Source organism: Achromobacter sp. Bel, assembly GCF_012928505.1.
In the GTDB taxonomy this organism is placed as follows: Bacteria; Pseudomonadota; Gammaproteobacteria; order Burkholderiales; family Burkholderiaceae_B; genus Achromobacter.
On record NZ_JABBJN010000019.1, the window covers coordinates 60,467 to 74,388 of the forward strand.

The following is a 13,922-nucleotide window of genomic DNA, read 5'->3' on the forward strand; positions in this document are numbered from 1 at the left end:
AAACCCGGCCTCGCGAGGCCGGGTTTTTTTACGCCGTCTTGCTTACGGCTTGACCAGAAGGTCCGACATGTCGTCGGCGTGTTCCTCTTCCACCGCCAGGATCTCTTCCAACATGCGGCGCGTGGTGGAATCCTGTTCGCCCAGGTAATCGATCATCTGCCGGTAGCTGTCGATGGCGATGCGCTCGGCGATCAGGTTTTCCTTGATCATCTCTTCCAGCGTGGCGCCTTCGACGTATTCTGAATGGCTGCGCTCCAGGAGGCCCTTGGGCGACAAGTTCGGCTCGCCGCCCAATTGCACGATGCGTTCGGCCAGGCGATCCGCGTGCTCTTGCTCTTGCATGGCGTGTTCGGCGAACTCCGCTGCGACCGGTTCGGCATTCAGGCCGCGGGCCATGAAGAAGTGGCGCTTGTAGCGCAGCACACAGACGATCTCGGTGGCCAGCGCTTCGTTCAACAGCTTCAGCACCGTCTGCCGGTCGGCGCGGTAGCTATCCGTGACCGCCCCCGATTCAATGTCCTGGCGCGCCTTGGCACGGATAGCCTTCACGTCCATGTCGAAAGGACGGTTTGCCTTCTGGCCGTTTTGGGTTGCGTGTTCCATATCGTTAGCTCCTCGGGTTAGTGAAAGCACTACGACGCTGGATTTCCAGTCGTACCGAACAACTCAGTCTACCGATCATGGCCAATCTTGCTGTGTCCAAACATTGCTCCTGCCCCCAATTCGCCATCCCGCCCGGGCCGCCGGAATCCCTCATCAAACCTTGCGTAAACTATCGGCTTCCCGAAAAGCCCGTGACGCAATCTGTAACGGGACCGGCTATCTCCGACCTTTTATGACTCTGAAGAACATTTGCGTGTATTGCGGCTCGAATCCGGGCTCGCGCCCGGACTACATCGAGCAGGCCCGCGTGCTGGCGCGAGAACTGGTCAAGCGGGACCTGGGCCTGGTGTACGGCGGATCGGTGGTCGGCATCATGGGCGTCGTCGCCAATGAGGTGCTGGCCGGCGGCGGCCGCGTGATCGGCGTGATCCCTGAACTGCTGCAAAAGAAAGAACAGGCGCACCGCGGCCTGACCGAACTGCATCTGGTGCAGAATATGCACGAGCGCAAGGCCATGATGATCGACAAGGCCGACGGATTCATCGCGCTGCCCGGCGGCGCCGGCACGCTGGAGGAGTTCTTCGAAGTCTGGACCTGGGCGCAGTTGAACATGCACCAGAAACCCTGCGGCCTGCTGAACATCGCAGGCTACTACGACGCGCTGGTGCAGTTCGTGGACCATGCCGTTGACGAAGCGTTCATCCGCCCCCAGCACCGCGACATGCTGGTGGTGGAAGAAGACCCCGCCGTTTTGCTGGACCGCTATGCCCTCTACGAGGCACCCAATGTCTCGAAGTGGTTCGACCCCATCAAGGCCTGAAACCGCCTTTTCATGACCCACATGGAAACCCACGCAATGACGCCCGAATCGTCGTCCCCTTCCTGCACCGAGTCCGTACTGCGCGACTATTTCCACGCCAAGGACGAGAATCGCCCGCACTACATGGCGCGCGCATTCGCGGACGGCGCCGTGCTGAAAATGGCGCTGCGCACGCAGGCCATCGCCTTCCCCCCTGAATCGCACGGCTTGGCGGCGATCGCCGACACGCTGGTGCGCAAGTTCGGCCAGACTTACGACAACGTCTACACGTTCTATCTGTCGCGGCCGGCGCCAGGCGCCTGTCTGCCCGACTACCAATGTGACTGGATCGTGGCCATGACCGAGAAAGCCACCGGCAACGTGCGCGTGGGCTGCGGCCGTTACGACTGGAAATTCCAGGCCGACCCATACCGCGCCACGGACCTGACCATCACGATCGAAACCATGGTGACGCTCCCCCCGGGCGACATGGCCGCCGTCTTCGGCTGGCTGCTGGCGCTGGATTACCCCTGGACGAACGCCGCCCGCGTCGTGGCCAGCGCTCCCCCGCTGGAAGCCCTGGCGCCGGTCGTCCACTATCTGCTTCACCCCAACGGCTTGTAGCCACGCCTCAGCCGTCTACCGGATCCTTACTTGAAATACGACATCGCCGCTTTTGATTTTGACGGAACCCTGGCCGACACCATGCCCTGGTTCAATTCCATCCTGAACACCGTGGCCGACAAGTACGGCTTCCGCAAGATCGACCTGTCGGAACGCGAGAACCTGCGCCACCGCGAAGCCTCCGAGATCCTGAAGTTCCTGGGAATTCCGCTGTGGAAGCTGCCTGCGATCATGTCGCACGTGCGCACCCTGATGCAGGACATCGATCCCAGCGTGCATCTGTTCGACGGCATCCCCGAGGTGCTCGCGCGCCTGAAGGCCGACGGACTGCGGCTGGCGGTGATCAGTTCGAACTCCATCGAAAACGTACAGCGCGTGCTGGGCCCGGATGTCGCCGCCCTGTTCGACGACTACGAATGCGGCACCGACCTGTTCGGCAAGGCCGCCAAGATCGACCGCCTGATGCGCCGGCACGAGGTCGCTCCCGAGCGCTTCCTGCTGGTGGGCGACGAAATGCGCGACATCGACGCCGCCCGCAAGGCGGGCGTGCACGTGGGTTCCGTCGCCTGGGGTTATAACCATGTAGACGCCCTTCGCGAACGCGGCCCCAACGAGATTTTCCTGACTGTCGACGACCTGCCCGCCATCCTGACCTGAACCCGGACCCCGCTATGCATACCGATCCCGCCCATCTCATCACCGACGCCGCCGCCTTGCAGGCGCTGTATGGCTCGCCCGGCGAAGCGTCGCTGAAGAAGGAAGTGGATCACGTGCATCCGCACTATCGCGCCTTCATCGAAGCCGCGCCGTTCGCCGTGCTGGCCACGTCGGGTCCTGGCCGGCTGGATGCGTCGCCGCGCGGCGACCCCGCGGGCTTCGTCGTGGTCGAAGACGAAAAGACGCTGCTGCTGCCCGACCGCCGCGGCAACAACCGCATCGACAGCCTGTTGAACATCCTGGCCGATCCCCGCGTGGCGCTGCTGTTCCTGGTGCCCGGCGTGGGCGAGACCCTGCGCGTGAACGGCACGGCGCGCATCAGCGTGGAGCCCGCCCTGCTGGCGCGCTTCGAGATGGACGGCAAGCTGCCGCGCTCCGTGATGATCGTGGACGTGCAGACGGTGTACTTCCAGTGCTCGCGCGCGCTCCTGCGCTCGCGCCTGTGGGACCCCGCGACACAGGTGCCGCGCAGCGCGCTGCCTAGCGTGGGCCGCATCCTGTCCGACCTGACCGCGGGTACTTTCGACGGCGCGACCTACGACCGCGACCTGCCCGGGCGCGTGGCCAGCACCCTGTATTGACCCAGACCGAAGGACGCCCGCATGGCCCGCAACGTGGAAATCAAGGCGCAGGTCGACAGCCTGGCCGCCATCGAACCCCTGGCCGCCGCGCTGTCCGGGCAGGAGCCCGTCGCCATCGATCAAGACGACACCTTTTTCACCTGCACCCACGGCCGGCTGAAGCTGCGTGCGTTCGCCGACGGCACGGGCGAACTGATCTTCTATCAGCGCGCCGACGATTCGGGGCCGAAGGAGAGCTTCTACGTCATCTCGCCGACCGATTCGCCCGACACCTTGCGCGACGCGCTGACGCGGGCCTATGGCGCGATCGGCCGCGTGAAAAAGCAGCGGACGGTATTCATGGCCGGACGCACCCGTATCCATCTGGACCGGGTGGAAGGCCTGGGGGAATTTCTGGAACTGGAAGTCGTGCTGCGCGACGGTGAAAGCGCTGAAGCCGGCATGGAAGAGGCCCGGACCTTGATGCAGAGCCTGGGCGTGGCGCCCACGCAGTTGCTGCCGGGCGCCTACCTGGACTTGCTGGCCAGCCGCCGGCCTTGAGGGTTCAGGCCGGCTGCCAGCCGCGCACGAACACATCCACCGGCTGGCGCTTGCCGCCGGCTTTCTGCAATTCAAGCAAGCGCAGCACGCCGTTGCCCGTGGCGATGTCGATTCCCGACGCATCGGCGCGCACTACGCTGCCGGGTTCCGCCGCCGTCGGCGACGCCAGCGCCTGTGCGCGCCAGACCTTTACCGGATCGGGCAAGCCTGGCAACCGGATGCTGGCGCCAGGCACGGGGTTGAAGGCGCGCACGCGGCGTTCCAGCAATTCGGCCGGTTGGGTGCAATCCAACGCGGCTTCGGCCTTGTCCAGCTTGGCCGCATAGGTCACACCCGCTTCGGGCTGCTTCACGGGCGTCAGGCCGCCTTGAGCCAACGCGGCCAGCGCCTCGACGATGGCCTCGCCACCCGCCAACGCCAACGCGTCATGCAATTGCGCCGCATGGGTGTCGCCCGTGATCGGCACCACCCGCTCGAGCAGCATGTCGCCGGTGTCCAGGCCCTGATCCATCTGCATGATCGTCACGCCCGTCCGCGCATCGCCGGCTTCGATGGCGCGCTGGATCGGCGCCGCGCCGCGCCAGCGCGGCAGCAGGCTGGCGTGGATGTTCAGGCAACCCAGGCGCGGCAAGTCCAGCACCCATTGCGGCAGGATCAGGCCGTAGGCCGCCACCACCATGACATCGGGCGCCACCTGTTCGAGCAACGCACGAGCCTCGGCGGCCTCGTCGGGATACCGGCCGTCCAGGCGCAGGCTGCGCGGCTGGGCGACCGGAATGCCCGCGTCCAGCGCGGCTTGCTTGACCGGGCTGGGCGTCAGCTTCAGCCCCCGCCCGGCGGGGCGATCGGGCTGCGTCATGACAAGGGCGATGTCGTGGCCCGCCGCCCGCAAGGCGTCGAAAGCGATACGGGCGAACTCCGGCGTGCCGGCAAAGACTAGGCGCATGAGATGAAGAACAAAGAATGAAAGTGGATTCCAGGGCGCCGCGGATCCGGCTTTGTCGGTCCGCTGGAGCCCCCTCGGCGGCCCCCTGTAGAAGGCCCGCTCAAGCGGGTAGGGGGAGGGCTTTCCCGTCAGTCGCGCAGCGCTTCGCGCTCGGCCTTCTTCAGCTTGGTCTTGATGCGATTCTGCTTCAGGTTGGACAGGTATTCGACGAAGACCTTGCCTTCCAGATGATCGAGCTCGTGCTGCACGCACACGGCCAGCAGGCCGTCGGCTTCGAATTCGAACGGCTTGCCGTCGATGTCCAGCGCCTTGCAGCGGATACGCGAGGCGCGTTCGACCTCGTCGTAGACGCCCGGCACGGACAGACACCCCTCTTCGTAGATCTTGTAGTCGTCGCTGCGCCAGGTGATCTCGGGGTTGATCAAGGTCAGCAGTTGATTGCTGTCCTCGGATACGTCGATCACGACGACGCGCTCATGCACGTCGACCTGGGTCGCGGCCAAGCCGACGCCCGGCGCGTCATACATGGTCTCGGCCATGTCGCGCACCAGTTGACGGATGCGGTCGTCGACTTCCGCTACCGGCTTGGCCTTTTTGTGCAAGCGCGGGTCCGGATAGCGAAGGATAGGAAGTAAAGCCATTGCAGGGGTGTCGCCAGTGATTGATGCTTACCTAAGAGTTTAATTCATTAGAGTCTTGATTTCTAATAGTTTTCGGCTAAGTCGAGTATTGCCGGCATTGCTGCGTCCCCGTTTATCCCGCACCGCGCGGGGCGGCGGGAGTGACGCTTCCGTCCCGCTTGGGCGGCCCCGCCCGCCCCGCGTGCGACACTCATGCACCCTTCGACGCCTTACGCGCTTGTCCCATGCCGCTTACGCATTCTTCCGCCGAACTGTCCGCCTGGCTGCGGCTGTCCCTGGAACCCAACATCGGTTCCGCCACCGCCTGCAACCTGCTGGGCGCGCTGGGCCTGCCCGAGCAGATCTACGCACAGCGCGCCACGGCGCTGATCCGCCATGTGCCCGAGGCGCTGGCGCGCCAATTGGCCGCGCCCATGCCAGAAGACATGGCGCTCCAGGTAGAAAGCGCGCTGGAGTGGGTCGACGCCCCCGGCCGGCACATCCTGACGCTGGCCGACCCGACCTATCCGCAAAGCCTGCTGACTATCGCCGACCCGCCCATCCTGCTGTACGTGGCGGGCGACCCGGCCTATCTGCAAGGCCCGTCGCTGGCCGTCGTGGGGGCGCGCAACGCCACGCCCGGCGGCCAGGACAACGCCCGCGCCTTCGCCTGCCATCTGGCCGCGCACGGCTGGCGCGTCATTAGCGGACTGGCGCTGGGCATCGACGCGGCGGCGCATGAAGGCGCGCTTGACGCCGGCCCGGAAGGCGCGGGCACGGTGGCGGTCATGGGCACCGGCATCGATCGAATCTATCCCGCCCGCCACCGCGACCTGGCGCACCGCATCGCCGCGCATGGCGCGCTGGTCTCCGAATTTCCGCTGGGCACGGGCGCCCTGCCCCCGCACTTCCCCAAGCGCAACCGCATCGTGGCCGGGCTGGCGCGCGGCGTGCTGGTGGTAGAAGCGGCCAAGCAAAGCGGTTCGCTCATCACGGCGAGGCTGGCCGGTGAAAGTGGCCGTGAGGTCTTCGCCATCCCCGGCTCGATCCACTCGCCGTTGTCGCGCGGCTGCCATGCGCTGATCCGCCAAGGCGCCAAACTGGTGGAAACGGCAGCCGACATCACCGACGAACTGGGTGCCGGTCCGACCCCGGCCGTCCGTGGCGCGCCCCGGCCCGAAGCTCCGCTGCCCGACCACCCCGTGCTGGATGCGCTGGGCTTCGATCCGCTGCACCTGGACACCCTGCAAGCGCGTCTGACACTGGACACCGGCGACCTGCAGGCGCAACTGGTCGAACTGGAATTGCAGGGCCGTATCGCCCGCCTGGATGACGGCCGCTACCAGCGCCTGAAGTAGGGTCGCATTCCCTGCCGGGGCGTAAGCGGAGTGCCACGCGATGGCGCTACTATTGACGCAAGCGCCGCCGCCTTGCGCGCCGCGTCACCCAATACCGAACCAGGAAGAGACATGGCTTTGCCCTCCCGCGTGAAGATCGTCGAGGTGTCGCCTCGCGACGGTCTGCAGAATGAAAAGGAATTCGTGCCCACCGACGTCAAGGTGGAACTGGTCAACCGCCTGGCCGCGGCGGGCTTCCCCAATGTGGAAGCCGCCTCGTTCGTTTCGCCCAAATGGGTGCCGCAGATGGCCGACGGGGCCGACGTGATGGCGCGCATCGAACGCCGCCCCGGCACGATCTACTCCGTGCTGACCCCGAACATGAAAGGCTTCGAAGGCGCGCTGGCCGCCGGCGCGGACGAGATCGTGATCTTCGGCGCCGCCAGCGAAGCGTTCTCCCAAAAGAACATCAACTGTTCCATCGCCGAATCCATCGCCCGCTTCGAACCCGTCGTGCAAGCCGCGCGCGAAGCCGGCATCCGCGTGCGCGGCAGCATCAGTTGCGCGCTGGGCTGCCCCTATCAGGGCGAGGTCCCCGTCGAAGCCGTGGTCGACGTGGCGCAGCGTTACCTGGCGATGCAGGTCGACGAGATCGACGTCGCCGACACCATCGGCGTGGGCACGCCGCAGCGCGTGCGCGACGTGATGGCGGCGGTCACGCGCGTGGTCGACCCGGCCCGCGTGTCCGGCCACTTCCACGACACCTACGGCCAGGCGCTGGCCAACATCCTGGCGGCGCTGGAAACCGGCATCTCCATCTTCCACACGTCGGTCGCCGGCCTGGGCGGCTGCCCTTACGCCAAGGGCGCCACCGGCAACGTCGCGACCGAAGATGTGCTCTACATGCTGCGGGGCCTGGACATCGACACCGGCGTGGACTTCGACGCCGTGGTCGATATCGGCCAGTGGATGTCGGCCCACCTGAACCGCAAGGGTTCCAGCCGGGCCGGCAACGCGATCGCTGCCAAACGGGCCGCATGACCACGCCTGACACCACCCCGGCCGTGGAAGACCGCGCGGCGCTGCTGCGCGAAATCGGGCCGCTGCCGCTGTCGGGCCAGGCATGGCCCGACTGGGTGCGCATCCTGGCCTGGGTGATCCTGGCCGTGCTGGGCGTGCAGGTGGTGACGACCGCCATCCGCGCGCCCGCGCAGCCGTTCGATACCGTGCTGGCGGTCGTGGTGGTGCTGTGCTTCGTAGGCTTGCTGTTCGTGTCCTGGCACATGCAGACGTCGATCACCACCATCGATGAACGCGGCCTGCGCCAGACCTGGTTCACGCGCCGCGAAGTCGCCTGGGAAGACGTGCGCTACGCGCGCTTCGTGCCCATGCTGTTCTCGAAACGGCTGGTGGTGTTCACCCACCGCGGACGGCCGGTGATCTTCCAGGGAGGCACGCGCGAACTGCGCAGCGCCTTCGTGAAGATCGCGCACGTGTATCGGCACGGTTAGCAAAAAAAACGCCCCGCCAGTGAAGCGGAGCGCTTTTCATCGGGGGCGATGCGCGATCAGCGAATCGGCAATGCGTACATCAAACCGCCCTGCGTCCACTGCGCGTTCAGGCCGCGCTTGATCTTCAGCGGGCTGCCCTGGCCCACGTTGCGCTCGAAGCTTTCGCCGTAGTTGCCCACCTGCTTGACGATGTTGTAGGCCCATTTCTCGTCCAGCCCCAGGTTGGCGCCGCCGCCGGGCGTGACGCCCAGGATGCGCTTGATGTTGGGATTGGCGCTCTTGGCCTGCTCGTCCACGTTCTTGGACGTCACGCCGTATTCTTCCGCTTCGATCATCGCCGACAGGGACCAGCGCACGATGTTCAGCCAGGCATCGTCGCCCTGGCGCACGAAAGGCCCCAGCGGCTCTTTCGAGATGATCTCGGGCAGCACGACGTAGTCGTCCGGGTTCTGCAGCTTCGAGATCCGAATCGAGGCCAGGCCCGAAGCGTCCGTGGAAAAAACGTCGCAACGGCCCGCGGCGAACGCGTTGACCACTTCATTGAACGTCTCGATCACCACCGGCTTGTAGGTCACGTTGTTAGCGCGCGCCCAGTCGGCCAGCGTGTTCTCGTTGGAGGTGCCGGTCTGCAGGCAAATCGTGGCGCCGTTGATCTCTTTGGCGCTCTTCACGCCCAGCGACTTGGGCACCAGGAAGCCCTGGCCGTCGTAGAAGTTGATGCCGGCGTGGATGATGCCCAGCGCGGTATCGCGCTGCTGCGTCACGGTGGTGTTGCGCGTCAGCACGTCGACCTCGCCGGATTGCAGCGCAGTGAAGCGCTGCTGCGAATTCAACGGCACCACCTTGATCTTGTCGGCGTCGCCGAAAACCGCCGCGGCGATCGCACGGCACAGGTCCACGTCCAGCCCCTGCCATTTGCCTTGCGCATCGGGCGCCGAAAAGCCCGCGAAGCCCGTGGTCGTGCCGCAAGCCACCGCGCCGCGCTGCCGCACGACGTCAAGTGTTGCCGCCTGCGCGCCTTGCGCCGCCGCCATCAAGAGCGCCGCGCCCGCCAACCCTTTTGCAATGTTCATGACCTGGATTCCTGTTATGCCGGGCGCGGGAACGCGCCGAGGCGAGAAGCTTATAGACCTGAAGCGCCCGTGCCAAATAACAAGCGCTTATTTAGGTATGCCCGCCCCCGGCCGGATGCAGGCGCAGGTGGACCGGGTTCCAGAGTAACCACCGCTTCTGCGGGCCGCCTTGGCGCGGATCAAACCGCAGTCAACGCGCAATCACGCAGCGTTCAAGCCGCCAGCGAAATCGAAACGGGCTCGTTGGCTTCGCAGGCCTCTAGCGCGCGGCCCAGCCGGACCATACCCTCGGCGATCTGGCTTTCGTTCATGGTGGCGAACGACATGCGCATGGCGAAGAGATCGGCCTGGTCGGCATTGGCGTAGAAAGCCTTGCCCGGCACGTAGACCACTTCGTGCTCGATGGCGTAGGGCAACAGGCGCGTCGCGTCCACGTCACCCGTCAGGCGGGCCCAGAAGAACATGCCGCCTTCGGGCTTGCTGAAGCGGATGCGGCCATTGAGTTCGCGGGCCAGGGATTCCGCCATCGCGTCGCAGCGCAGGCCGTAGGCGGCGCGGATGCGCGGCACGTGCTCTTCATAGCGGCCGTTGGCCAGGTATTGCGCCACCGTTTCCTGGATCCATGCGGACGAGGCCATGTCGTCGGCCGCCTTGGCGCCGACGCAGCGGCGGCGGATCTCGGGCGGCGCGACCAGCCAGCCGATGCGCAACGCAGGCGCCATGGTCTTGGACATGCTGGCCAGGTACACGGCCCAATGGCGGGCTTCGCCTTCGGCCAGGGCTGCGATGGGCGGCACCGCTTCGCCGGCAAAGCGCAGCTCGCTGTAGGGATCGTCTTCAACGATCAGAAAGCGGTGTTTGACCGCCAGCTCCAGCAAGCGCAAGCGGCGCTGACGCGTCAACGTGGCGCCGCAAGGGTTCGAGAACGACGCGACCACGCAGACCATCTTGGGCTTGATCCGGCCGGCCAGTTCATCCAGCGCGTCCACGTCGATGCCGTCGGGGCCGGAGGGCACGGTATGCACCGTAGCGCCCGTATAGCGAAGCGCCTGGACGGAATTCGGGAACGCGGGGGATTCGATGATGGCATGGTCACCGGGTTGCAGCATCACGCGGGTCAGCAGCGCCAGCGCCTGCTGCGATCCGCCCGTCACCATCAGCTCCGTGTCGGCGTTGCACTGCAGGCCGCGCGCCGCGGACAGGCGCGCCAATTCGTGGCGCAGGCTGGCCTGGCCATCGATGTTGGAATATTGCAGGCAGGCGCCCAGGCGGGCCAGCACCTGCGTCGACGCGATCGACAGGCCATCCACATCGAAAAGCTCCTGCGCGGGGTAGCCGCCCGCCAGCGAAATCGTGCCCGGACGCATGGCATAGGGCATGAGCGATCGGATGGGGGAGGCGGGGGGATTCAGGAAAGGCGTGGCAAAGGCGTATTCTGGCGCAGCGCTGGACATGGCGGGGGACTGGAAAGGTGGGAGACCGTGTCGCCCGATGGGCGGCGCCGGGAGGGCATAGAACATTGAAATATAAACAAATCTCCATAAATTCTAAGCCTGGCGATTACGCAGGGTCAACGGCGAAAGCGGCCAGTGTGGCGAAACGATCCTGTGCAGTCCTACACTATGGGACATCCTGTTCCTGCAAGAGAGCTGCATGACCGTCGAAGACACCATGGCCGGGCGCCTTGCCCAGATTCAGCAACGTATCGCCGACGCGTGCGCGCGTGCCGGACGCGCGCCCGGCAGCGTCGTCCTGCTGCCCGTCAGCAAGACCTTCGACGTGGACGCGATCCGCGAAGCCATGGCGCTGGGCCTGAACCGGTTCGGCGAAAACAAGACGCAGGAGATCCGCCAAAAGGCCGCCGCGCTGGCGGGCCAGGGTCTGCAATGGGTGCTGATCGGGCACCTGCAGACCAATAAGTCTAAGGACGCCGCCCGCGACGCGACGGAAGTCCAGTCGCTGGACCGCCCCGACCTGGCCGAAACCCTGCACCGCCGGCTGCTGGCTGAAGGCCGCACGCTGGACGTGCTGGTGCAGGTAAAGACCTCGGCCGAGCCCAGCAAATTCGGCATGCCGCCCGAAGACGTGGCGGCGTTCCTCTACCGCATCGCCGCGGAATTCCCCACCCTGCGGGTGAAGGGCTTGATGACGCTGGCCGTCAATTCCCCGGATCCCGAGGAAGTCCGCGCCTGCTTCCGCGCGCTGCGCGAACTGCGCGACCGCTTGCAGGCCGAGAACATCGCCGGGGTCTCGCTGGACCGGCTGTCGATGGGCATGAGCGGCGACTTCGAGCTGGCGATCGAGGAAGGATCGACCGAAGTGCGCATCGGCACGGCGATCTTCGGCGCCCGCACCTACCCCGATCCACAGTAGCCGCAGCGGGGTGCAGTGCGGGAAAACCGGGGGGGTATGACGCCCCCTTCGGGCGGGCGCGCGAGGCATAATAGCGTCGCAAAAATAGCGACACAGACGGACGGCGCAACACTCGATCGCCGCTGGCGTCGCGCTCGATACAGACCCCGCACGAGGAGACACCCCATGCAGAACCCCGCACGGCGCCTATTGGCGCTGGCCGCCCTGTCGCTGGCCGCCGCCACCGCTTCCGCCCAATCCTGGCCCACGCAGCCGATCCGCTGGATCGTGCCCTACCCGGCAGGCGGCGGCACCGACGTGGTGGCCCGCACCGTCGCCAGCGGCCTGGAAAAGCCCCTGGGCCAGACCATCGTCGTTGAAAACCGCCCCGGCGCCGCCACCATCATCGGCGCCACCGCCATCGCGCAGGCCGAACCCACCGGCTACCTGATCGGCACGGCCGACTCCGGCACCCTGGCGTTCAACTCGTCGCTGTATGCCAAGTTGTCCTACGACCCGGCCAAGTTCACCTACATCGGCGGCATCGCCAAGTTCCCGCTGCTGCTGGCCGTGAACGTCAATTCGCCGTACAAGACCGTCGACGACGTGCTGGCCGCCGCCAAGAAGGAACCGGGCAAGCTGACGGCGGCTTCCGCCGGCGCGGGCTCACCGCACCACCTGGCGCTGGAGCTCTTCAAGCAGCGCACGGGCGCCAACCTGCTGCACGTGCCGTACAAGGGCGCCGCCCCCGCCATCCAGGACCTGCTGGGCGGACAGGTGGACGTGATGTTCATCGACCTGGCCTCGGGCCTGCCCAACGTGAAGGCCGGCAAGCTGCGCGTGCTGGCCGCCGCCACGCCGGAACGCGTGTCCGTGCTGCCCGACGCACCGACGATGGCCGAGCAAGGCGTGGCCAACTTCACGGCCTATGCGTGGCAAGGCCTGGTCGGCCCCGCCGGCTTGCCGGAAGCCGTGGTCAAGAAGCTGTCGGCCGACCTGGACGCCACGCTCAAGACCCCGGCCGTGTCGCAGAAGATGCTGGACATGGGCGTGATTCCGATGCCGATGTCCGCACAGGACTTCAAGGCGTACGCTGAACAGGAACGCAGCACCTGGGCCGACGTCATCAAGAAGGCGAACATCAAGCTGGAGTGATCGGCCCGCCGCCTGTCCGGCCGATGGAAAAAAGCCGCAGCCCCTTTTGGGGGCCGCGGCTTTTTTTGTGCCTGCTGGCGTGACGTCGGCGTCAGTCCGCCGTCACGGGGATGCGCCGGGCCTGCGCCTCACGCGCACGCGGAATGCGAAGCGTAAGGACGCCCTGCTTCAGACTGGCGTTGATCTGCGCCCGGTCGAACTCCTGGCCAAGCCGGAACGCGCGCCGGAACACCGGCGCACGCAGTTCGCCCAAGACCAGTTGCAGATCGCCCGGCGTAGCGACAGATGCCTCGCCTTCGATCACCAACACGTCAGACTCCACGTTGATGTGCAGCCGTTCTTTGGACACGCCAGGCAGGTCCGCGACCAGCGTGATCGCTTGCGGGTCTTCATAGACGTCGACGGCGGGCACGGTGACCGCCCTGCCTTCGCGCTTGGCCGATTCGTCCGCGGTCACGGTGAGATCTTTGCGTTCATTCATGATCGGTACTCCTTATGCGGTTGGCGGAACTTACTGCACGGGCACGACGCGCGGCTTGGACGACTCCTTGCGCTTGATCGAGATGGCCAGGCAACCGTCCGTGTAGCGCGCCTGCACTTGGTCTGGATCCACGTCGGCAGGCAGCTCGATCACCCGCGTGTACCGGCCGTATGCCCGTTCGCGCGCGTAATAGCGGGCGTTCTCCGGCAATTCCGGCGGGGTACGTTCGCCGCTGATGGTCAGCACGCGCTTTTCAATCGTGACATTCAGGTCGTCAGGCTGCATGCCCGGCACAAAGGCGACCACTTCGACCGAGTCGCCAGACACCCCGACGTTGACCGGCGGGAACAAGGCCTGCGGGGTGGCGCGCAAGGCCGCCGGCACGCCAGCGCTGCGCAAGACGCGACCCATATGTTCCTGAATGGCGTCGAAGGCCGACGCGAAGCCGCTATCGCTGAATGGAAAGTTGCTCATGTTGGTCTCCCGAGTGAAAAGGGACAGATCAGGACACGACGCAATCGCGGCTAGTGCGACCGCAGGTCTGATCGCCTCAGGACCAATGATGGGAGCAATTTCGCCGACT

17 protein-coding genes are annotated in these 13,922 nt (G+C 66.0%); 10 read left to right on the forward strand and 7 right to left on the reverse strand.

Features of this window, described 5'->3' with window-relative positions; genetic code table 11:
• Window positions 1-42: 42 nt before the first annotated feature.
• Window positions 43-603: a ferritin-like domain-containing protein gene (locus HG262_RS13985; RefSeq protein WP_169271597.1), complete on the reverse strand. Its 561-nt coding sequence runs from the start codon at window positions 601-603 to the stop codon at window positions 43-45.
• A gap of 232 nt (window positions 604-835) precedes the next feature.
• Here HG262_RS13985 and HG262_RS13990 point away from each other — a divergent pair, with 232 nt between their 5' ends.
• The 5 genes from HG262_RS13990 to HG262_RS14010 are packed head-to-tail and all read left to right on the forward strand — an operon-like array spanning window position 836 to window position 3,864.
• Window positions 836-1,423 carry a TIGR00730 family Rossman fold protein gene (locus HG262_RS13990; RefSeq protein ID WP_169271598.1) on the forward strand — a complete coding sequence of 196 codons (588 nt, stop codon included), beginning with the start codon at window positions 836-838 and terminating at the stop codon, window positions 1,421-1,423.
• A gap of 36 nt (window positions 1,424-1,459) precedes the next feature.
• Window positions 1,460-2,026: a hypothetical protein gene (locus HG262_RS13995; RefSeq protein WP_169271634.1), complete on the forward strand. Its 567-nt coding sequence runs from the start codon at window positions 1,460-1,462 to the stop codon at window positions 2,024-2,026.
• 30 nt (window positions 2,027-2,056) lie between these two features.
• Window positions 2,057-2,683, forward strand: a complete 627-nt coding sequence (locus tag HG262_RS14000; protein ID WP_169271599.1) for an HAD hydrolase-like protein — start codon at window positions 2,057-2,059, stop codon at window positions 2,681-2,683.
• Window positions 2,684-2,697: 14 nt separating this feature from the next.
• Window positions 2,698-3,324, forward strand: coding sequence for a pyridoxamine 5'-phosphate oxidase family protein (locus HG262_RS14005; RefSeq protein WP_169271600.1), 627 nt, complete (start codon window positions 2,698-2,700; stop codon window positions 3,322-3,324).
• 21 nt (window positions 3,325-3,345) lie between these two features.
• Window positions 3,346-3,864 (forward strand): class IV adenylate cyclase, encoded by a 519-nt coding sequence (locus HG262_RS14010; RefSeq protein WP_169271601.1) that lies wholly within the window; start codon window positions 3,346-3,348, stop codon window positions 3,862-3,864.
• A gap of 4 nt (window positions 3,865-3,868) precedes the next feature.
• On the opposite strand, the gene fmt is transcribed toward HG262_RS14010, so the two are convergent.
• Both fmt and def read right to left on the reverse strand, forming a co-directional pair.
• On the reverse strand, window positions 3,869-4,810 hold the full coding sequence (gene fmt / locus HG262_RS14015; protein ID WP_169271602.1) for a methionyl-tRNA formyltransferase: 942 nt from the start codon (window positions 4,808-4,810) through the stop codon (window positions 3,869-3,871).
• 128 nt (window positions 4,811-4,938) lie between these two features.
• Window positions 4,939-5,451, reverse strand: coding sequence for a peptide deformylase (gene def / locus HG262_RS14020; protein WP_169271603.1), 513 nt, complete (start codon window positions 5,449-5,451; stop codon window positions 4,939-4,941).
• Between the two features lie 224 nt (window positions 5,452-5,675).
• Between def and dprA the strand changes: the two genes are divergently transcribed.
• The 3 genes from dprA (at window position 5,676) to HG262_RS14035 (ending at window position 8,278) form a co-directional block, all read left to right on the forward strand.
• Complete coding sequence (gene dprA / locus HG262_RS14025) at window positions 5,676-6,788, forward strand: DNA-processing protein DprA (protein ID WP_169271604.1); 1,113 nt, start codon at window positions 5,676-5,678, stop codon at window positions 6,786-6,788.
• 111 nt (window positions 6,789-6,899) lie between these two features.
• Window positions 6,900-7,808, forward strand: coding sequence for a hydroxymethylglutaryl-CoA lyase (locus HG262_RS14030; protein ID WP_169271605.1), 909 nt, complete (start codon window positions 6,900-6,902; stop codon window positions 7,806-7,808).
• Window positions 7,805-8,278: a hypothetical protein gene (locus HG262_RS14035; RefSeq protein WP_169271606.1), complete on the forward strand. Its 474-nt coding sequence runs from the start codon at window positions 7,805-7,807 to the stop codon at window positions 8,276-8,278. The genes HG262_RS14030 and HG262_RS14035 overlap by 4 nt, the downstream gene beginning before the upstream one ends.
• Window positions 8,279-8,334: 56 nt before the next feature.
• Here the strand turns inward: HG262_RS14035 and HG262_RS14040 are convergent, their stop codons facing one another.
• Window positions 8,335-9,351, reverse strand: a complete 1,017-nt coding sequence (locus HG262_RS14040) for an amino acid ABC transporter substrate-binding protein (protein WP_169271607.1) — start codon at window positions 9,349-9,351, stop codon at window positions 8,335-8,337.
• A 212-nt stretch (window positions 9,352-9,563) separates the two neighbouring features.
• Window positions 9,564-10,805 (reverse strand): PLP-dependent aminotransferase family protein, encoded by a 1,242-nt coding sequence (locus HG262_RS14045; protein ID WP_169271608.1) that lies wholly within the window; start codon window positions 10,803-10,805, stop codon window positions 9,564-9,566.
• A 199-nt stretch (window positions 10,806-11,004) separates the two neighbouring features.
• On the opposite strand from HG262_RS14045, the gene HG262_RS14050 reads away from it, so the two are divergent.
• Both HG262_RS14050 and HG262_RS14055 read left to right on the forward strand, forming a co-directional pair.
• Window positions 11,005-11,724: a YggS family pyridoxal phosphate-dependent enzyme gene (locus HG262_RS14050; RefSeq protein ID WP_169271609.1), complete on the forward strand. Its 720-nt coding sequence runs from the start codon at window positions 11,005-11,007 to the stop codon at window positions 11,722-11,724.
• A gap of 165 nt (window positions 11,725-11,889) precedes the next feature.
• Window positions 11,890-12,858 (forward strand): tripartite tricarboxylate transporter substrate binding protein, encoded by a 969-nt coding sequence (locus HG262_RS14055; RefSeq protein ID WP_169271610.1) that lies wholly within the window; start codon window positions 11,890-11,892, stop codon window positions 12,856-12,858.
• 91 nt (window positions 12,859-12,949) lie between these two features.
• On the opposite strand, the gene HG262_RS14060 is transcribed toward HG262_RS14055, so the two are convergent.
• Together HG262_RS14060 and HG262_RS14065 are read right to left on the reverse strand one after the other, a co-directional pair.
• On the reverse strand, window positions 12,950-13,339 hold the full coding sequence (locus tag HG262_RS14060; RefSeq protein WP_169271611.1) for an Hsp20/alpha crystallin family protein: 390 nt from the start codon (window positions 13,337-13,339) through the stop codon (window positions 12,950-12,952).
• 30 nt (window positions 13,340-13,369) lie between these two features.
• Window positions 13,370-13,813 (reverse strand): Hsp20/alpha crystallin family protein, encoded by a 444-nt coding sequence (locus HG262_RS14065; RefSeq protein ID WP_169271612.1) that lies wholly within the window; start codon window positions 13,811-13,813, stop codon window positions 13,370-13,372.
• Window positions 13,814-13,922 lie beyond the last annotated feature (109 nt).